General features: G+C 70.8%; 19 protein-coding genes. 8 read left to right on the top strand and 11 right to left on the bottom strand.

Going from position 1 to position 18,055, the window contains the following annotated elements:
* Positions 1–52: 52 nt before the first annotated feature.
* The 3 genes from OG534_RS24125 to OG534_RS24115 all read right to left on the bottom strand — a co-directional run bounded on the left by OG534_RS24125 (position 53) and on the right by OG534_RS24115 (position 2,010).
* Positions 53–454 (bottom strand): GNAT family N-acetyltransferase, encoded by a 402-nt coding sequence (locus OG534_RS24125; protein WP_326590634.1) that lies wholly within the window; start codon positions 452–454, stop codon positions 53–55.
* On the bottom strand, positions 438–1,709 hold the full coding sequence (purB, locus tag OG534_RS24120) for an adenylosuccinate lyase (protein WP_326590633.1): 1,272 nt from the start codon (positions 1,707–1,709) through the stop codon (positions 438–440). Before purB ends, OG534_RS24125 begins: the two co-directional genes overlap by 17 nt.
* A 64-nt stretch (positions 1,710–1,773) precedes the next feature.
* On the bottom strand, positions 1,774–2,010 hold the full coding sequence (locus OG534_RS24115; RefSeq protein ID WP_326590632.1) for a hypothetical protein: 237 nt from the start codon (positions 2,008–2,010) through the stop codon (positions 1,774–1,776).
* 321 nt (positions 2,011–2,331) lie between these two features.
* On the opposite strand from OG534_RS24115, the gene OG534_RS24110 reads away from it, so the two are divergent.
* Entirely contained in the window at positions 2,332–3,513 is a 1,182-nt protein-coding gene (locus OG534_RS24110) for a glycosyltransferase (RefSeq protein ID WP_326590631.1), read from the top strand.
* A gap of 139 nt (positions 3,514–3,652) precedes the next feature.
* Here OG534_RS24110 and OG534_RS24105 read toward each other — a convergent pair whose 3' ends face one another.
* Complete coding sequence (locus OG534_RS24105; protein WP_326590630.1) at positions 3,653–4,729, bottom strand: glycosyltransferase; 1,077 nt, start codon at positions 4,727–4,729, stop codon at positions 3,653–3,655.
* 75 nt (positions 4,730–4,804) lie between these two features.
* Positions 4,805–5,674 (bottom strand): glucose-1-phosphate thymidylyltransferase RfbA, encoded by an 870-nt coding sequence (rfbA, locus tag OG534_RS24100; protein ID WP_326590628.1) that lies wholly within the window; start codon positions 5,672–5,674, stop codon positions 4,805–4,807.
* Positions 5,675–5,876: 202 nt separating this feature from the next.
* Here rfbA and OG534_RS24095 point away from each other — a divergent pair, with 202 nt between their 5' ends.
* Positions 5,877–6,899 carry a Gfo/Idh/MocA family protein gene (locus tag OG534_RS24095; RefSeq protein ID WP_326590626.1) on the top strand — a complete coding sequence of 341 codons (1,023 nt, stop codon included), beginning with the start codon at positions 5,877–5,879 and terminating at the stop codon, positions 6,897–6,899.
* Between the two features lie 64 nt (positions 6,900–6,963).
* On the opposite strand, the gene OG534_RS24090 is transcribed toward OG534_RS24095, so the two are convergent.
* From OG534_RS24090 to OG534_RS24075, 4 genes are all read right to left on the bottom strand, one after another.
* Positions 6,964–7,416 carry a nitroreductase family deazaflavin-dependent oxidoreductase gene (locus tag OG534_RS24090; RefSeq protein ID WP_326590624.1) on the bottom strand — a complete coding sequence of 151 codons (453 nt, stop codon included), beginning with the start codon at positions 7,414–7,416 and terminating at the stop codon, positions 6,964–6,966.
* A gap of 90 nt (positions 7,417–7,506) precedes the next feature.
* Positions 7,507–8,103 carry a dTDP-4-dehydrorhamnose 3,5-epimerase family protein gene (locus OG534_RS24085; protein WP_326590623.1) on the bottom strand — a complete coding sequence of 199 codons (597 nt, stop codon included), beginning with the start codon at positions 8,101–8,103 and terminating at the stop codon, positions 7,507–7,509.
* Positions 8,104–8,121: 18 nt separating this feature from the next.
* On the bottom strand, positions 8,122–8,784 hold the full coding sequence (locus OG534_RS24080) for a sulfotransferase family protein (protein WP_326590621.1): 663 nt from the start codon (positions 8,782–8,784) through the stop codon (positions 8,122–8,124).
* 18 nt (positions 8,785–8,802) lie between these two features.
* Positions 8,803–9,228 (bottom strand): carboxymuconolactone decarboxylase family protein, encoded by a 426-nt coding sequence (locus tag OG534_RS24075; protein ID WP_326590619.1) that lies wholly within the window; start codon positions 9,226–9,228, stop codon positions 8,803–8,805.
* 290 nt (positions 9,229–9,518) lie between these two features.
* Here OG534_RS24075 and OG534_RS24070 point away from each other — a divergent pair, with 290 nt between their 5' ends.
* The 6 genes from OG534_RS24070 to OG534_RS24045 all read left to right on the top strand — a co-directional run bounded on the left by OG534_RS24070 (position 9,519) and on the right by OG534_RS24045 (position 15,695).
* Entirely contained in the window at positions 9,519–10,823 is a 1,305-nt protein-coding gene (locus tag OG534_RS24070) for an amidase (protein ID WP_326590617.1), read from the top strand.
* A gap of 2 nt (positions 10,824–10,825) precedes the next feature.
* Positions 10,826–11,008: a hypothetical protein gene (locus OG534_RS24065; protein ID WP_326590615.1), complete on the top strand. Its 183-nt coding sequence runs from the start codon at positions 10,826–10,828 to the stop codon at positions 11,006–11,008.
* 2 nt (positions 11,009–11,010) lie between these two features.
* Positions 11,011–12,516 carry a glutamine synthetase family protein gene (locus OG534_RS24060; RefSeq protein WP_326590613.1) on the top strand — a complete coding sequence of 502 codons (1,506 nt, stop codon included), beginning with the start codon at positions 11,011–11,013 and terminating at the stop codon, positions 12,514–12,516.
* Between the two features lie 141 nt (positions 12,517–12,657).
* Positions 12,658–13,452 (top strand): DUF3050 domain-containing protein, encoded by a 795-nt coding sequence (locus OG534_RS24055; protein ID WP_326590612.1) that lies wholly within the window; start codon positions 12,658–12,660, stop codon positions 13,450–13,452.
* 30 nt (positions 13,453–13,482) lie between these two features.
* Positions 13,483–13,818: a 4Fe-4S dicluster-binding protein gene (locus tag OG534_RS24050; RefSeq protein ID WP_326590610.1), complete on the top strand. Its 336-nt coding sequence runs from the start codon at positions 13,483–13,485 to the stop codon at positions 13,816–13,818.
* Positions 13,815–15,695: a hypothetical protein gene (locus tag OG534_RS24045; protein ID WP_326590608.1), complete on the top strand. Its 1,881-nt coding sequence runs from the start codon at positions 13,815–13,817 to the stop codon at positions 15,693–15,695. The genes OG534_RS24050 and OG534_RS24045 overlap by 4 nt, the downstream gene beginning before the upstream one ends.
* Before the next feature lie 68 nt (positions 15,696–15,763).
* Here the strand turns inward: OG534_RS24045 and OG534_RS24040 are convergent, their stop codons facing one another.
* Together OG534_RS24040 and OG534_RS24035 are read right to left on the bottom strand one after the other, a co-directional pair.
* Positions 15,764–16,504 (bottom strand): antibiotic biosynthesis monooxygenase family protein, encoded by a 741-nt coding sequence (locus tag OG534_RS24040; RefSeq protein ID WP_326590606.1) that lies wholly within the window; start codon positions 16,502–16,504, stop codon positions 15,764–15,766.
* A gap of 58 nt (positions 16,505–16,562) precedes the next feature.
* Positions 16,563–18,029, bottom strand: coding sequence for an FAD-dependent monooxygenase (locus tag OG534_RS24035; protein ID WP_326590605.1), 1,467 nt, complete (start codon positions 18,027–18,029; stop codon positions 16,563–16,565).
* Positions 18,030–18,055 lie beyond the last annotated feature (26 nt).

The raw sequence follows: 18,055 nt of genomic DNA, 5'->3' as shown, positions 1-18,055 counted from the left end.
CGCCGAGTGCCCGCGCCGGAGGGGCCGGCGCGGGCACTGCTGGGGGGACCGCTCAGGGATTCAGCACCCAGGCGGAGTGGTGCGCGGTGAAGCCGATGTGCGGGTAGTAGTCCGCCGCGGCGGGCGCCGACAGCAGGACGATCTTGGCCTGCGGCGCCTCCTTGCGGGTCGCCTCGATGAGTTCCCGGCCGATGCCCGAGCGCTGGTGGGCGCGGACGACGGCGATGTCGGACAGGTAGGTCACGTAGGAGAAGTCCGAGATGCTGCGCGCGATGCCCACGAGCTCGCCGTCGACGCGGCAGGTGACGACCAGGTTGGCGCCCCGCACCATCGCCGCCATGCGCTCGGTCTCCCCGATCGGCCGGCGTTCGCCGAGGCCCGACTCCCGGTAGACCCGCAGCACCTCCCCGAGGTCGAGGCCGGGACCGCTCTCCCGCTCAATGCTCCAGCTCACGAAGGTTTTCCAATCGCTTGTGAATGACGTCGTGGTTGACCAGGAAACGCTCGGGGCCCGGCAGTTCGGCCTCGATCCCCCCGGTCCTGAGCAGCGTGAAGAAGTCCTCTCCGTTCGCGGCGTCCTGGATCATCCGGTACGTCCGCTCGCGCTCGCTGCCGCCCTCCAGCAGGTCGGCGAGCACGGCCGAGCTGTAGGCCAGCCCGTTGGTCTGGTCGATCGCGGCGCGCATCCGGTCGGGGAAGACCTCGAGTCCCCGTACGAGGTCGGCCGCCGCGGTCACCTGGTAGTGCGCGACCGTCAGCGCGTCGGGCAGGGCGACCCGTTCGACGGACGAGTGGGACAGGTCCCGCTCGTGCCACAGCGCCACGTTCTCCAGCATCATCCCGGCGTACCCGCGCAGCAGCCTGGCCAGCCCGGTCAGGCGCTCGCTGGTCGTCGGGTTGCGCTTGTGCGGCATGGCGCTCGACCCCTGGTAGCCGGCCGTCCGGGGCTCCTCCACCTCGCGGACCTCGCTGCGGGACAGCAGCCGGACCTCGACGGCGATCTGCTCGACGCACGCGCCGAGCGTCGCGATCGCCTGGACGAGCTGGACGTGCCGGTCGCGGGCCACGACCTGGCTCGGCGCCGGCTCCACGCCGAGGCCGAGCGCCTCGCACACGTGCTTCTCGACGAAGGGGTCGATCAGCGCGTACGTCCCGACCGAGCCGGAGATCGTGCCCACGGCGACCTGCTCACGCGCGTCCCTCAGCCGCCGGACCGAGCGGTCGATCGCGAAGGCGAATCCGGCGAGCTTGTGGCCGAACGTCGTGGGCTCGGCGTGCATGCCGTGCGTGCGCCCGATGCACGCCGTGTCCCAGTGCTCGACCGCCTTGGCCACCAGCACGCCGCGCAGCCGCTCCACCGCGCCGATCAGGAGGTCGCAGGACCGGGCGAGGGTGTACCCGAGGGCGGTGTCCACGAGGTCGTAGCTCGTCATGCCGAGGTGCACCCAGCGGGCGGAGTCGTCCGGCATGTCCTCGCAGAAGGCGGCGAGGAACGAGAGGATCTCGTGGTCCCGCTCCCGTTCGAGCTCCGCGACGCGCGCCACCGAGGGCACCCGGGCCCGCCGGATGTCCTCCAGGGCGCTCGCGGGAACCCGGCCGAGCAGCACCTGCGCCTCGGAGGCCAGGACCTCCACCTCGGCCCAGGTGGTGTAGCGGGCCTGGTCGGACCAGAGCTCCGCCATCTCGGGCAGCGAATAACGGGCTATCACGAGCGTCGTACCTCCTCAGGAATGACCACCGGCCCGCGGGAGCGAAGGCGCGGCGCGGCGGCTTTCAGGCGACCTTGCGGACGATCTCGACGGCTCCGGAGTCCACGAGGGTCCGGATGTCCGCCTCGCCGCCGGCGAGGGCCAGGTCCATGTCGTGGAGGCGGTCGACGATGGACAGCACGACCTTTTCGGTGTGCGTCTCCTCGGTGCCCTCCCAGATCAGGTCCGGGAAAACGGTCAGATAGACCTTGTCGTTGCCCTGCGTGTAGATGTTGACTTCCATGATGTCCCGGAGAGCCATTCGGGCGTTGTAGATCAGAGTATTCATGTGAGCCACCGACTTTCGATATCCGATTTTTGAGACAAACACAGTCTGAGGCTTACTCGCCGCAGGTCCTGACCCATCGTGGTCAGCCGCCGGGGCGGCGGCATCTCCGACCTTGCCATGGTGGACCGCCACCCCGGAACGGTGCCCGGCGTTCACTTGTTCAAGTGCGTGAAATCCGCAATCGAACGGGGCACCGTTCTTTGAGAGTGTTTGACAGAAAAAGCGCCCGCTGTGGAACATCGGTGTGTTCACAAATGCGTCAGGCCGCGTCTCACGAAAAGCATCCGGAGTGCCATGAAAATCCTGTTCATCACCACGGGCAGCCAGGCCACCTTCTATGCCGCCGCACCGCTGGCAACGGCCGCACGGAACGCCGGTCACCAGGTCATCCTGGCGGGCCACGAACCGTGGGTGGAAACCGCGGAGGCCATCGGAATTCCCACGTTCTGCTACACGGTCGACCCGATCCGGCATTTCATGCGGATCACCAACCCGGGCAAGGGCCTGCGGTTCCCCCGGGAGCTGGGCGACGAGGAGATGTTCGGCCAGGGCCGCGGCTTCGCCCGGATGGGTCTGGCCGGCGTGGAGTCCCTCCTGGACCTGGCGAAGGACTGGACCCCCGACGTGGTCGTCGGCAGCTCGCAGAGCTACGCGGCGATGCTGCTCGCCGCCCACCTCAAGGTCCCGTACGTGCGCCAGGTCGAGTACCTGGGGATCCCGCTCACCGGCATCGACCCGGGCGCCGAGGAGGAGCTCCGGCCCGAGCTGGAGCGCCTGGGCCTGGACGGGCTGCTCAAGCCCGACCTGCTGCTCGACTCGACCCCGCCGTCGCTCCGGCCGAACCACGACCCGACCGCCCAGCCGATCCGCTGGATCCCGAGCAACCCGCAGCGCCGGCTGGAGCGCTGGATGTACACGCGCCCCGAGGGCCGTCGCCGCGTGCTGATCACCTCGGGCTTCCGCAGCCTGATGTTCCGCGACCCGGGCTGGTCCATGCCGCTGCTGGTGAGCGAGCTCAACGACCTGGGGGCCGAGGTGCTGATCGCGGCGTCCCCCGGCGCCGCCGAGCGGTTCGGCTCGCGGCTGGGCGACGCGCGCGTCGGCTGGATCCCGATGGACGTCGCCGCCGGTACCTGTGACCTGGCGGTCCACCACGGCGGCGCGACCACCGCCACGACCCTCATGGCCAACGGCGTGCCGCAGCTGATCATCCCCGAGAACCCGCCGGAGTTCCCCCCGAACTACCACCGGGAGGCCATCGCCAAGGCCATCACCGACTTCGGCGCCGGCAAGACCCTGTGGCCGCAGGCGGAGCAGCCCGACAAGGCGCCGGGCGAAGTGATCGCCGCCGCTTGCAAGGAACTGCTGGAGAACCCGAGCTACACCGAGCGGACGCAGTTCATCGCCAAGGAGATCTCGACGCTCCCCACCCCCGCCGAGATCGTGCCCATGCTGGAGGCGCTGGCTTCCCGGTAAGTCCGGCCCCCGCAACGCGAATCGCCCTGAGACCACGGAGATCCTCTCCATCGGTCTCAGGGCGATTCGCGTTGCCGCGTGGCGGCGGGGCCGCGCGCCGACGGCCGGCCGGCGGGGCTGCCGGCCGGCACGTCGACGGTCAGGCAGCGGCGAGGGCTTCCAGTTCGAGCAGTACCTCGGCGGGGGTCGGCAGCGTCGCGGCCTGCGCGGCGAGGGCGCGCGTCCGCTCGGCGTACCGGGGGTCCGACAGGATCTCCCGGCAGCCCGCGGAGATCACCTCGTCGGGGCTGCGCCCCGCCTGCGGCCGGTTCCGGTCCACCACCAGGGCGGCGCCGAAGCCGGCCACGGCTTCCGCGACGGCCTTGCCGTAGCCGTTGTCGGGGATGATCAGCTGCGGGACGCCCGCGTTGACCAGGGTCATGGCGGTGGTCGCGCCGCCGTGGTGGACCGCCAGGTCACAGGTGGGGGCGACCACGTCCAGGGGGAGCCAGCCGATGCGCACGTCGCCCAGTTCCGCGCCGAACCGCTCGGCCGCCTCGGGCAGCGCGGCGATCAGCACCTCGGCACCCGCCCCGGTCAGTTCGTCCACCAGCTTCCGCAGCGAGCTGCCGGGGGTGTCGAGCATGAGATTGCGGGTTCCGGCGGTGATCAGCACCCGCCGGCGCCCCTCGGGGCGGGTGTACATCCAGGGTTCGAGCCGGCTCTGGCTCACCCGGGGGACCCAGCGCATCGACCGCGCGGCCGGGGCGCCCTCCGGGCGGATGGACGGCGGGCAGAGGTCGATGAAGAGGTCGGGCGCCGGCAGTTCGGTCAGCCCCAGGCGTTCCAGCTCCGGCTGGAGCTCCTGGACCGCCTTGCGGTCGCGGTGCGCCATCGGGGCGATGTGCCAGATGTGGCGGACGTAGGGGACCTTGAGGAGGGCGGCGAGCACCCTCGGGACGTGGGACAGGCCGCCGACGACCAGGTCGGGGGTCCACGCCCGCGTCAGCTCCAGCAGGGCGTCGAGCCGGACGGTGGCCGTCATGGACTCCTGGCCGTACCGCATGCGTTCGGGGGTGATGCAGACCGCGGGGAGCCCGACGGACGCCGCGGCCGCCATCAGCGGCTCGTCGGCGGCCAGCAGGATCTCGTGGCCCGCGTTCCGCGCGGCCGCGGCGAGGGGGGCGACGCCGAAGACGGCCGCCTGGCTGCCACCGACGGTGAACAGTATTTTCATGGCGATGGGACTTCTTCCGGTGAGAAGGCGGATACGACGTTTTGGCGTTCTGGGGCTTGGGGCTTCCTTCGGGAATCAGCCCGCCTGGGCCACCTCCATGACGTATTGGCCGTACCCGGATTTCGCGAGGCGGCTGCCGAGCCGGTAACAGGACTCGCGGTCTATGTAGCCCATGCGCCAGGCGATCTCCTCGATGCAGGCGATGCGCACTCCCTGACGGTGTTCGAGGACCTGGACGTAATTCCCCGCCTCCATGAGCGCGTCATGGGTTCCGGTGTCCAGCCAGACGAAACCGCGGCCCAGCGGGATCAGCGTGGCCTGGCCCCGCTCCAGGTAGACGCGGTTGAGGTCGGTGATCTCCAGTTCCCCGCGCTCCGACGGCTCCAGCTCCCGCGCGATGTCCACGACCTGGTTGTCGTAGAGGTACAGGCCGGTGATCGCCAGGTTCGTCTGCGGCTTGGCGGGCTTCTCCTCCAGCGCGACGAGCCGGCCCTCCCCGTCGAGCGTTCCGACCCCGTAGCGTTCGGGGTCGCGCACCGGGTACCCGAAGAGGACGCAGCCCTCGATGTCCTGGGAGGCCCGCTGGAGCATGGGGCCGAACTCGTAGCCGTGGAAGATGTTGTCGCCCAGCACCAGGGCGACGGAGTCGTCACCGATGTGGTCCGCGCAGAGCAGGAACGCGTCGGCGAGCCCACGGGGCTTGTCCTGCTCCACGTAGGTCAGGGAGATGCCGAGCCAGGAGCCGTCGCCCAGGAGCCGGCGGAACATCTCCTGGTCCTCGGGGGTGGTGATGATCGCGATCTCGGTGATCCCCGCCAGCATCAGGGCCGACAGCGGGTAATAAATCATCGGCTTGTCGTAGACCGGGAGCATTTGCTTTGATACACCGAGCGTGATCGGATGAAGCCTCGTACCATTGCCGCCGGCCAGGATGATGCCCTTCACCGTGGCGCCTCCTCAGTATTCGTGCCAATAAGGCGGATGCCCCGCACTTTATATCGGCGGAACGCACGGCCGGAAGTCGCTTCGATGCCACAAGGTTCCGAATATCGGCGGGCATTGACGAACAAAGCGCTACCTCTCCATGCTGGCGTACACGCCGGTTCAGGCACGCGAATTCCTATGCCCTTTAGGTGGACCTGTGAAAATGGAAGATCTGACCCCCCTTCACGAATCCGAGCGGACGGCCCGCATCGGCGTCATCGGGTGCGCCGACATCGCCGTACGGCGGGCCCTCCCGGCGATCCGGCAGTCGCCGTTCCACCTGGTGGCGGTCGCGAGCCGTTCCCGGGAGAAGGCCGCGGGCGTCGCGGCCTCGTTCGACTGCAAGGCCGTCGAGGGCTACGAGAGGCTCCTCGAACTGCCCGACATCGACGCGGTGTACATCCCGCTGCCGAACAGCGAGCACGCCGAGTGGGCGCGCCGGGCACTGGACGCGGGCAAGCACGTCCTGATCGAGAAGCCGGCGGTGCCCAGTGCGGAGACCGCGCGGGAGCTCGTCGCGCTCGCCGAGGAGCGCGGACTGCTCGTCATGGAGAACTTCGCGTTCCTCCGCCACCCCCAGCACGCGCTCGCGCAGACCCTGCTGGCCGACGGGGCCATCGGGCAGCTGCGCGCCTTCAACGGCGTGTTCGGCATTCCGCCGACCGACCCGCAGGGGATCAAGTACCAGGCGGAGCTCGGCGGCGGGGCGCTGTGGGAGGTCGGCTGTTATCCGGTGCGCGCGGCGCAGGCGTACCTCGGGGGGTCGCCGCAGGTCCTGGGAGCGGGCCTGGAGTTCGACGCGGAGCTGGGCGTGGACGTCTCCGGAGTGGCGCTGCTGCGGAGCGACGACGGCGTCACGGCGAACTGCTCCTTCGGCCTGTCCCACAGCTACCGGTCGACCTACGACCTCTGGGGGACCGAGGGGCGCCTGACCCTGGAGTGGGCCTTCACCCCCGCGCGGGAGGCCCGTCCCGTGCTGTGGCTCCAGCAGAAGGACCGCGAGACCAGGATCGCCGCCCCGGCCTCGGACCAGTTCCTCGGCGTGTTCAACGCCTTCCACGACGCCGTGCGCGACCCGGCCGCGCGGCCGGCCCACCACCACGACCTGGTGCGGCAGGCCGAGTTGATGGCCCGGATCCGCGCGCACGCCGCCGGCCAAGGAGACTCGGTGGGCGCACACGCGTGAGCGCCTCGCGACAGCGGAAAACGGCAGCCGGTGTCCGAGGACACCGGCTGCCGTTCTCGTCGTACTACTGCGGGGTGAGCTTGACGATCGGGTACTCCCGCTCGGACTTGCTCTGGTACTTGGCGATGCGCGGCTGGAGGGTGGAGATGAGCTTCCACGCCTCCTCGCGCTCGGCGCCGTCGAGCCGGTGCGGCTTGATCTTGACCGCACCGCGGCCGGGCAGCTCGACCGTCGCCCGCTCCGGGTTGGCCATCAGGTTCGTGTACCAGTCCGGGTGCTGGGTCCCGCCGCCCGAGGCGATGCTCAGCCAGGCGTCGTTGCCGTCACCGAACCAGGCCACGGGGGTCACCCGCGGCTGGCCGCTGCGCTTGCCCACCGTGTTGAGGAGCAGCACCTCCATGCCCATGAACTGGGCCTTTCCATTCCGGACCTTGCGAATCATCCGGTCGTTCATTTTCTTCTGCATCCACCGGGAGAACGCCCCGGGCGTACCCGGCTTGCGCTTGGTGTCCGCCATCGCCCACCTCCAGTCATTTCCCGCGCCTCACGGCGCGATATCACGTCGGAATTGTTGTCGTCATTCGCCGTGCCCGCCACCCGAATCCGTTCAGACGGCCAGGAAAGGACGCGGGAGGCACTGTTCCCAGGTCGGCAGGAGGCCGGCGGCCGCCGCCTCGGCCAGGGTGGGGGCCACGGCGTCCTTGTCCGAACGGATCGGCGGCTCCTTCAGGTCCCACGGAAGGGCCAGCTCCGGGTCGAGCGCGTCGACGTCGATCATCGTGCCCGGCACGTACTCCTGCGAGCAGAGGTAGCTCATGCACGTGTCGTCGGTCAGGGCGAGGAACGCGTGCCCGACCCCGTCGGGCAGGTACACGGCCGTCCCCGTCTCCGGGCTCTGATAGGTGACGTCGTAGTGCCCGAAGGTCGGCGAGCCCACGCGCAGGTCGACGGCGATGTCGAGCGCGCTGCCCCGCACACACGTGACGAACTTCGCCTGGCCGGGCGGGACCTTGGTGCCGTGGATGCCCCGGAGGGTGTTCCGCTTGGACACCGAGTAGTTGACCTGGCGGACCGCGAAGTCCCAGCCGCTGTCCGCGAGCAGGGCGCTGGTCTTCACCGACTCGAAGAAGTACCCCCGCCGGTCGCTCAGCGGCTCGGGTTCGACGCGGTACGCGCCGGGGACCGCCATTTCCGTGATCAACACCGCATGCTCCTCACTGACTCATCCGGCGGTGACCGGGCCGGCTCCGGCCGCCTCGGCGATCCGCCGGCGCATGGCCGCGGAGTCGTTGGCGTGCGGGAAGTCCTCCTCGGGAACCTCGACGCCGAGGAAGGCGCACAGCGGCTCCCACCCCTGCTTCACGTCGTAGACGAGGACGTTGTCCGGGCCGAGGGTGCGCACCACGTCCTCGTTGTGCCGGTGGTAGACCTCGATGGCGTGGTCCTTGTCGGCGAACCCGCCGTCGAAGAGACCGTCCCAGACCATGGTGTTGGTGAAGTCGAGCAGCCGGGCCTGCCGCGAACCGGGCGCCGGCGGGTTCTCCTGGCTGCGCAGGACGAACTGGTACAGCGTGTCGTAGGTGCTCCGGTACCAGCCCTCGGCATCGCGCACCGTGAGGATCACCTTGGCCTCGGGGAACGCCTCGCTGATCTGCTGGTAATGGACCGCGCAGGGGCCGTCCACCGCGGCGGTGTAACCGCCGAACAGCGCCGGCCAGTCGGGGCGCTCCCCGTCGCAGACGATCCTCGCCCACTGCTCGAGGCGCTGCTCGTCCCCGACGATGTCGAACATGTGAAAGCAGGGGCCGAGACCGAGCCGGTCCAGGGCCACCTGCAGTGATGTGGTGCCGGTCCTGCCCAGACCGGCGTTGATCAGCTTCAGCACGGTGCCGTGTCCCCTTCCTCAGCGCCAGGCCGCGGGTTCCTGGCTGCTGGCCACGTTCACGCGGTTCCAGAAGTTGACCAGGCCGATGTGCATGACCAGCGCGCCGAGCTGCTCGTCGGTGTAGTACTTGGCGGAGTCCTCCCAGACCTCGTCCGACGCCATGTCCTGGGGGTCGGTCATCAGGGTGACGGCCTCGGCCATCGTCAGGGCGGAGCGCTCCGCGTCGGTGAAGCAGGACTCGGTCTGCCAGGTCGCCACCTGCGGAAGGCGCGCGTCCGCCTGCTCGGCCTCGTCCGCGAGCGTGTAGACGCGGCCGTTGATCTGGCTGACGCGCAGCCGGACCAGGTCGAGGGTCGTCTGCGGCACGCCGACCTTGCCGATGACCTCGGTCAGGTCGAGCAGGGGCTGCAGGGCGCCGGGAACGACCAGGGAGGGGTTTTCCATCCGTGGAGTCATCGGGTCTTCTCCTGTGCGATTAAGTACGTGGGATTTACCTCGGAAACATGCTGCTCGCCGCCCGCCCCATTCGCAAGAAATCTTGTTCAAGTGCGGATTGCACGCAGATGCAACACCACACAATCCGTAAGTTGCCAGAAATTCAGACGATGACTTGTAGTGGTCTCGTGTCAGAGTCCACCGCAACGAAGAGTAGACAGCCGATCTGCCGCGGCATTCACGAGACGCGGCAATTCCTTCTCGAGGGTCATTCCACGGTCGCCGGGCACGTCCTCGACGTGCTCACCGCCATCCGTGAGACGGACCCGGAGCTCGGGGCGTACGTCGAGGTCGCGCAGGCCCGTGCGCTGCGGGAGGCCGAGGCGGCCGACCGCCTCATCGCCGGCCTCGGCGCGGCCGCCTTCCGCGACCGGCCGCTGCTCGGCGTGACGGTGTCGGTGAAGGACCTCATCCAGACACGGGAGATCCCCACCCGGCGGGGGTCTCTGCTGCCGAACGGCCGCGCCGCCGCCGACGCGCCGTCCGTGGCCCGGATCCGGGCCGCGGGCGCGATCGTCGTGGGCAAGACGACGACCTCGGAGTACGGATGGAGCGCGAGCACCGTCAGCCGGGTGTCCGCCCCCACCCGCAACCCCTGGGCGCTCGACCGGACCGCCGGCGGCTCCAGCGGCGGGTCGGCGGCCGCGGTGGCGGCCGGCCTCTGCACCGCCTCGCTCGGCACCGACGGGGCCGGGTCGGTGCGCATCCCCGCGGCGTTCTGCGGCGTGGTCGGGTTCAAGCCCTCCTACGGGCGGATCCCGTACGTGCCGCCGTGCGCCGAGCGGCTGTCCCATGTCGGGCCGCTCGCACGGAGCGTGGCGGACGTCGCCGAGCTCATGGCGGTGCTGAGCGGCCCCGACCACCGCGACCCCGACTCGGTGACCGCGGCGCCCGCGCCCCCGGCGGCGCTCACCGCGCTGCGCGTCGGCTGGATCGAGTTCCCGGGGACGTCCGGAGCGGTCCGCGACGTCACCGAGGGCGTCCTGCCGGTGCTGACCTCGCTCGGACACCGCGTCGACCGCATCGAGGTCCCGTTCCCCGACCCGTACGGCGCCCTGGTGGACATCCTCGCCGCCGCCGACGCGCACGGCACGGCGCCGCAGGACGATCCGTGGTGCGACGAGGGCCGGCTCGCGATCGTGCGGTACGGGCGCTCCCTGAGCGGCGCCGCGGTGGCCCGCGCCGAGGCCGCGCGGCTCGCCCTGCGGACGCGGCTCGCCTCGGTGATGGAGACCTACGACCTGCTGGTCATGGCGACCGTCCCGATCGAGCCGTTCGCCGCCGACGCGATCGCCCCGCCCTGGGCCGCCGACCCCGGGGACCTGCGCTGGCTCGCGTGGTCCCCCGCGGCCCACCCCTTCAACCTCACCGGCCAGCCCGCCCTGTCGCTGCCCGTCGGCCTCACGCCGGCCGGGCTCCCGGTCGGGCTCCAACTCGTGGGCCGGGTCGGCGACGACGACCTCGTGCTCTCGGCAGCCGAACGCCTCGAGACGGCACTCGGCCTCACCCTCACGCCCCCCGGCATCACAACGGAAGGAAAATGATCATGGTTTCCAGGTCGTGGTCCCCGTACAGCGACGACAGCGGCGCCGCCCGCCCCTCGCTCGCCGCCGAGCCCGTGGTGAGCCGGGTCGACATCGACGATCTCGTGTTTTCGGCCGCCGAACTCCTCCAGGCCGCACTCGGCCTCACCCTGACGCGCCGCGGCGTGCCAACGGAAGGTAAATGATCATGGTTTCCAGGTCGTGGTCCCAGTACGGCGAAGTCGGCGGTGGCGTCGGACGCCCCTCGTTCGTCGCCGAGTTCGGGCTCTGGGACGACCGGCAGGCCGCCGCGGCCGAGCAGGTCGAACTGCAGCTGGACGAGGTCGATCTCGTCCGGGTCGTGTTCTGTGACCCGCACGGCCTCGCCCGGTCCAAGACGGTGCCCGCGAACGTGTTCCGCTCGGTGCTGCGCAACGGCATGGACTTCAGCGCCGGGCCGTTCCTGTTCGACACCGGCCACGCCGTCGCCGTCGACTTCCTCGCCGACGCCGGCGTGGGGGTCGGCGAGCTGCTCGGCGCGGGCGACTTCGTGCTCGTCCCCGACCCGCGCACGTTCCAAGTGCTGCCCAGGAGCGGGCCGAGGACCGCCTGGGTGCTCGGCAACGAGTACCTGCGCGACGGCACGCCGCACCCGCTCTCCGCCCGGGGCGTCCTGCACCGGGTCCTCGCCGAGTACGCCCGGCACGACCTGTCGCCGGTCATCGGCCTGGAGGTCGAGTGGTACCTGACCCGGCTGACCGGCGGCCCGGTGGGCAACGCCGGCAACGGCTTCGGCCTGCAGGGCGCCGCCCCCGAGGTGGAGGCGGTGAACCCCGGGTACCAGTTCAACCTCGACAGCTCCTACGACTCGGTGGCCGACGTCGCCGACCCGCTGGCCGCGATGCTCATGCAACTCGGCCTGCCCCTGCGCTCGTTCGAGCACGAGTCGGGTCCCGGACAGCTGGAGACGACCTTCAACCCGATGTCGGCACTGGACGCCGCCGACGCGATGCTCCTGCTCCGCACCCAGCTCAAGCAGGAGTGCCGGCGGCGCGGCTACCACGCGTCGTTCATGACGCTGCCGCGCCTGGAGAGCTTCGACCCCAGCGGCTGGCACCTCCACCAGTCCGTCAGCAGCACGAAGACCGGCGTGAACCTGTTCGCCGAGGGCGACGGCCTGCAGGACGCCATCTCCGCCGGGGGCGAGGCCTACATCGGCGGCCTGCTGTCCCGCGCGCGGGAGTTCTGCCTGCTGTCCGTTCCGACCGTGAACGGCTACCGCCGGCTGGCCCCGGAGTTCACGCTCGCCCCGACCTCGGTCGACTGGAGGTTCGAGGACCGCAGCGCTATGGTCCGGGTACTCAGCGGTGGCAGCTCGACCCACGTCGAGAACCGGATCGGGGAGCCGTGCGCCAACCCCTACCTGGCCATCGCCTCCCAGCTGCACGCGGGCCTCGAAGGGCTGCTCTCCGGCGTTCCGGCCGACCGTAGCCCCCACCCGCCGCTGCCGCGTTCCCTGCCCGAGGCGCTGGAGGCGTTCCGCGCGAGCGACAGCGCCGAGCGGCTGCTCGGCGCGCCGCTCAAGTCCTGCCTGGCGAAGCTGAAGGAGAGCGAGGCGGCCAGGTTCGACGCCTGGTCCGCGGCCGAGCCTCCCGAGAGCGCCGCCGGCGGCGTCACCGAGTGGGAGCACCGCGAGTACTTCGGTGCCTTCTGACCCTCCCCCGCGCCCTCCCGCGCACCCTCCTGTTCCCCCGTTCCCCCCTGCACCCTCCGCACCCCCCGCACCCCCTTGTCACTCATGCACCCGCTGCTTTCCCGCAGCCGGCTCACACCCAGAAATAAGGAGCACACCACTATGTCGCGGTACGAATGGGATGGGACCAACCCGGCCATCGAGACCCTCAAGGACGCCATCCAGCCGTCCCGTCAGAAGGTCCTCAGCCACCCGATCTACCACCAGCTGACCAGCGTGGACGCGGTCGTCACGTTCATGGAGCACCACGTCTTCGCGGTGTGGGACTTCATGTCGCTGCTCAAGTCCCTCCAGCGCCGGCTGACCTGCGTCGAGGTGCCGTGGGTGCCGTCCGCCCTCACCGGCAGCCGCCGGCTCATCAACGACATCGTCCTCGTCGAGGAGAGCGACGAGCTCGGCGAGGGCTTCATCAGCCACTTCGAGCTGTACCTCGACGGCATGCGCCAGTCGGGGGCCGACACCACGCGCATCGACGCCTTCATCGCCCTGCTGCGCGACGGGCGTTCGGTCCCGGACGCGCTCCAGGAGGCGGGCGTCCCGCAGTCGGTGTCCGAATTCGTGGGCACGACCTGGGACTTCATCGACCACTCCCCCGTGCACTGCCAGGCCGCGGCCTTCGCCTTCGGCCGCGAGGACCTGATCCCCGACATGTTCGACCAGGTCGCCGCCCTCAACGCCGGCCACGGCACGCTGTCGACCTTCGTCGACTACCTGCGGCGCCACATCCAGGTGGACGCCGAGGAGCACACCCCGATGGCGATGCAGATGCTCGCCGACCTGTGCGGCGACGACGAGGTCAAGTGGGCCGAGTGCCAGGACACCATCGACCGCGCCCTCGCGGCCCGGACGCGGCTGTGGGACGGCATCTCGGACGCGATCACCGAGCACTCCCGCTGACGGGCCCCCGACTTGTGAAGGTGAGACACCATGCCGTGGGTAAAAGACACTCCTTCCGTAGCCACCACCGCACGTACCGAACGGATCGCCCGCCAGTCCCGCGATGAGAACTGGCGCAAGCCGCCGCGCCGCATCGAGACGTCGGAGTGCATCACGTGCGACACGTGCGTGCGCAGCTGCCCGCCCGAGTTCGGGGCGATCTTCGACGACGGCCTCAACGTCGTCATCGTCCCCGAGCTCTGCTCCGGCTGCCCGGTGTGCGTGATGGTCTGCCCCGTCGACTGCATCTACGTGGACGAGGACTGGACCGCCACCGAGGCCCGGATGTGGGACCACGTCGACCTGACGGTCAGGGGATCTGCATGACTCTCCCGACCGAGCGGGACGACAGGCTCCCCCGCAGGGCCGCCCTGGCCAAGGCGCGGCAGAGCCGCCGGCCCAGCCGGCTCGGCCGGCCGGCCGGAGCCGCGGGCGAACCCGACTACCTGACCGCCGAGGACGCCGGGTTCCCGGCGCTGCTCAAGCAGACCTGGCGGCGGGCGACCGCCGCACCGGACCTGGCCACGGCCGTCGACACGCTGCTCACGCTCGCCGGGCACGTCCCGGCGGACATCCAGCTGCGGGCGCTGGCCGTCGAGGACGAGACCGCGCTGAAGGTCCTGGTCGGCCGCTCCTGGCGGGGCGACCGGCCCACCGACCGGGCCGCCGGCGCCGCCACGGCGTTCCTCGGCGAGATCGGGCTGGACAAGAGCGGCCGGGTCGTCGTGCGGGTCCCCTCGAAGGGCCCGCTCAGCGGCGAGGCCGACCTGGTCGACGGCGTGCTGCGGGTTCCGTGGTCCGCCGAGGACCTGGCGGACTACCAGGTCGAGCTGGCCCTGGCCGCCGAGCGGTGGGACACGTCGGTCGCCGACTGCCGTCAGTGGCTGATGGCGGCCGGCGCCGACGGCCGGCGCGGCCTGCTGGAGGACCTGACGGAGGCGGCGATCAGAACCGCCCCGTTCATCCTCTACGCGGGTGGACGCCAGTACACCAACTTCCGCGACCAGAACACGCTGACGGGCAAGACGCTGCGGCCGGGCCACCCCGACTGCGCGCTGAGCAGCCTGGCTTCGGTGCCGCTGGAGCTGTGGTCGGACAGCGACGTGCTCCTGGTCGTCTGCCTGACGCTGCTGGTGCGGTCGGCCGGGTACGCCCGCATCGAGGAGGCCAACGGGACCCAGCTCACGCTGGACCACGTGGCCCTCCTCTTCGAGCGGACGCGCACGGCCTACAACGCGGCCTGCGAAACGCTGCCCCCCGTGCCGGCTCCGGCCTCGCACGGGGTGGCGGCGCTCGGCGAGCTCGCGGAGGCACTGGCCGGACGGCGCCGGGAACTCATGGGGAGCGTGCAGCTCTACCGCGAGATCTACGGCCCGCTGATGCACAAGATCGAGCGGGTCGCCGGCCCCGTCAAGGACGACGCGCGGCAGCTGGAGGCCGCGCTGTGCGCACGCGTGCGCGAGCGGCTCCCGCTCACCGGCGACACCCTCGCCGAGCTGGCCGCGGACCTGGAGGCGTCGCCGGGCTGGCTGGCCGAACCGCACGGCGGGTTCGGCTCCGGCCTGGAGTCCCTGGTGTACGAGACCGTGCGCGCGGCGACGGAGGTGTTCGACGCCGACTTCGCGATGAGCCGCGGCATGCGGTCGCTGCCCGCACTGATCGCGGCGCTGCGCGCGGAGGAGCTCCCCAGGATCGCCGCCTGGGACATCCCGCACTTCTTCTGCTGTGTCGTCCCGTCGCGGGAGGCCCGCCGGTTCTTCGGCGGTTCCGCCTCGCACCTGGCCGACACCGCGTGGGCCATCTCCTCGCGGATGCAGTACAACTCGTGGCACTTCCTGGTCGGGAACCTCCCGAAGGTTCCCGAGATCGCGGCACGGGACCACTTCGTGCCGCCGGTGATCCCGGACATCGCGTACTACTCCGACCAGCACCACAACGGCCACGTCGCGGCCCGCGTGCGCTTCACCGTCCGCAGTCCGCAGGCGGTGGAGGTGCTGGGCCGCAGGTTCAACGGGTTCATGGACCTGCGCCTGCTGCGCTGCGAGGGGCTGCCCTTCGACGAGCAGGACCTGCTGGCGGCGCACCGGACCTCCGGGTTCATCGCGAAGGCGACGAGCCTGGCCGCCACCCTGGTGGCCGGCGGGGCGGAGATCGAGATCGCCTCGTTCGACTCCCAGTGGCACTGGGACGAGATCGCCGCGTAGGAGCGCGACCACGCGTAGGGCCCCTGGCTGGAAGCCAGGGGCCCTACGCGTGGTCGGTGTCCGGGGGGTCAGACCTTCACGGGCTGCTCGGCGGACCGGGTGTGGACGGCGCGGTAGCCGTTCCAGTCGGCGCTCTTCGTCAGCGAGTTCCGCTTGTCCTGGAACCCGCGCCGGGCGGACGACCACTCGGACTCGGCCAGCGCGCGGAAGGCGTCGTAGGACTCCTTGCCGTCCCACTGGGAGTAGACGACGACGAAGTCGTTGTCCGTGCCCACGGTCGCCAGGGTGCCCTCGCCGCCCTCCAGGTTGCGGGAGCGGATGCCGCGCATCACGCTCTGCGAGCGGTAGCCGGGGACGTCGACCAGCCAGGAGTGGGCGGTGCCCTGCGCGGCGACCAGGGCGCCCTGCTCGCCGGGGGTCACGCCGAGGATCTCGACGACCGTGTAGTCGTCGCGGTCGGGCGAGACCTCGGTGACGTCGACGCCGGGGTGGCGCTGGCTCAGCTCCACCTCGGTCTGCATCAGGCGGACGTAGTTGGTGATCTCACGGAAGACCGGCACGGTGTGGTGCTTGAACTCGCTGTCGTTGTAACGCGATTCCAGGTCCTGCATGCCGCGCCACTGGATGAAGTTCAAGGTGCCCGGCGTGTGCTCGCCGCGGTGCACCGTGCTGGAGATCCAGCCCGGGTACGCCGCCACGTCGACGATCTTCTTCATCTCCGTGACGAGCGTGTCCACGCGGGCGCGGGTATCGGTCTTGAAGAGGTTGAGGACGGTCAGGTGCCCGTCTTCGGGGTTGATGAACGGCATGGTGTCTCCTCGGTAACGGTAGGGCGCCCGCGACGGCGGGGCGTTCGTCGTGTCGGTGTCAGTGGGAGTCGCGGGGAGCGCCGAACCAGCGGTTCAGGGCGTCCGTCAGGCCGGCCGCGCCGGAGCCGCCGGAGGCGATCCAGGCGATGTAGCCGTCCGGACGGACCAGCAGCGCCTCGACGTCGGCGAGCGCGCCCTCGGGCCGGGAGTCCGCGGTGACGACGTCGATCCGGTCGGTCCACGGCTCGGCGGCGGCGCTCAGCTCGGTGCCGCCGCGCAGGTCGAGGACGAAGCCGCGGCCGCCGTGCAGGAGTTCGTACGCGGTCGTCTCGCCGTCCGCGCCGGCGGTGAGGCCGAAGTTCGGCAGCCGGCGGCCGTGCAGCGGGTGCTCGCCCGCCGCGCCGTCGTAGGCGATGTCGAGGCCGGTGACCATGCCGACCAGGAGCTTGCGGACGTCGTCGTACGCCAGCAGCTCGGCGAAGACCGCCCGCATCGGGTCCAGCTCGGGGCCGCCGAGGTACAGGCTGCGCTGGGTGAGCGTGTTGGCCAGGATGCGGGCCCCGACCGGGTGGCGCTCGGCGTGGTAGGTGTCGAGCAGGCCGTCCGGGGCGTGGCCCTGGATCACCGCGGCGAGCTTCCAGCCGAGGTTGACGGCGTCGCCCACGCCGGCGCTGATGCCCTGCGCGCCGATCGGCATGTGGATGTGCGCCGCGTCGCCCGCCAGGAAGACCCGGCCCTTGCGGTACTCGGCGGCCTGGCGGCTGGAGTCGGTGAAGTAGCTGAGCCACACCGGGGTGCCGCTGCTGATGTCCTCGCCGGTCACGCGCTTGAAGGAGTCGGCCACCTCCTGGAAGGACGGCGGCTCCGAGGTCGGCCGCACACCCGCGCCGCGCTCGAAGACGACGACGCGCGTGGTGTTCGGGCCGACGGGGAGTACGACGACCATGCCCGCTTCGCCGAGCTCGCCGGTGGGACGCAGCCGCACCTGGACGTCGGTGACGTCGGCCATCAGCATCTCGAGGGTGGCCTCGTAGCCGGGGAAGTCGATGCCGGACAGCTTGCGGACGACACTGCGCGCGCCGTCCGCACCGACCACGTAACGGGCGCGCAGGGTGCGCGGGCCCTCGGGGGTCTCCGCCGTCACCACGACGCCGTCGTCACCCTCGGTCAGCCCGCTGAGCGCCCAGCCGCGGCGGACCTCGGCGCCGAGGCCGGTCGCCCACTTGTTCAGGATGGCCTCGGTGAACGCCTGCGGCACCCCGCGCACGCCGAAGTTGCCGCCCGGTATGACGGTGTAGTCGAGGGGCATGCCGCCGAAGTGGCCGAACGGAATGACGCCCATGTCGCCGAACTGCTCCAGCAGTCCGCGCTGGCCGAACTCCTCCATCGTCCTGGCCGAGAAGCCGAGGGCGCGCGACTGCCGCATCGGCTCGGTCAGCCGCTCCAGTACGACGGCCTGGACGCCCGCGAGGCGCAGTTCCCCCGCGAGCGTCAGCCCCGTGGGGCCCGCCCCCACGATGATCACGTCTGTGTCGAAATCCTGCACTGTCT

Origin of the sequence: Streptomyces sp. NBC_01294 (assembly GCF_035917235.1) — a bacterium.
Taxonomy (GTDB): domain Bacteria; phylum Actinomycetota; class Actinomycetes; order Streptomycetales; family Streptomycetaceae; genus Streptomyces; species Streptomyces caledonius.
Note: the sequence above shows the minus strand (reverse complement) of the source record. Positions and strands in the feature narration are given on the sequence as shown.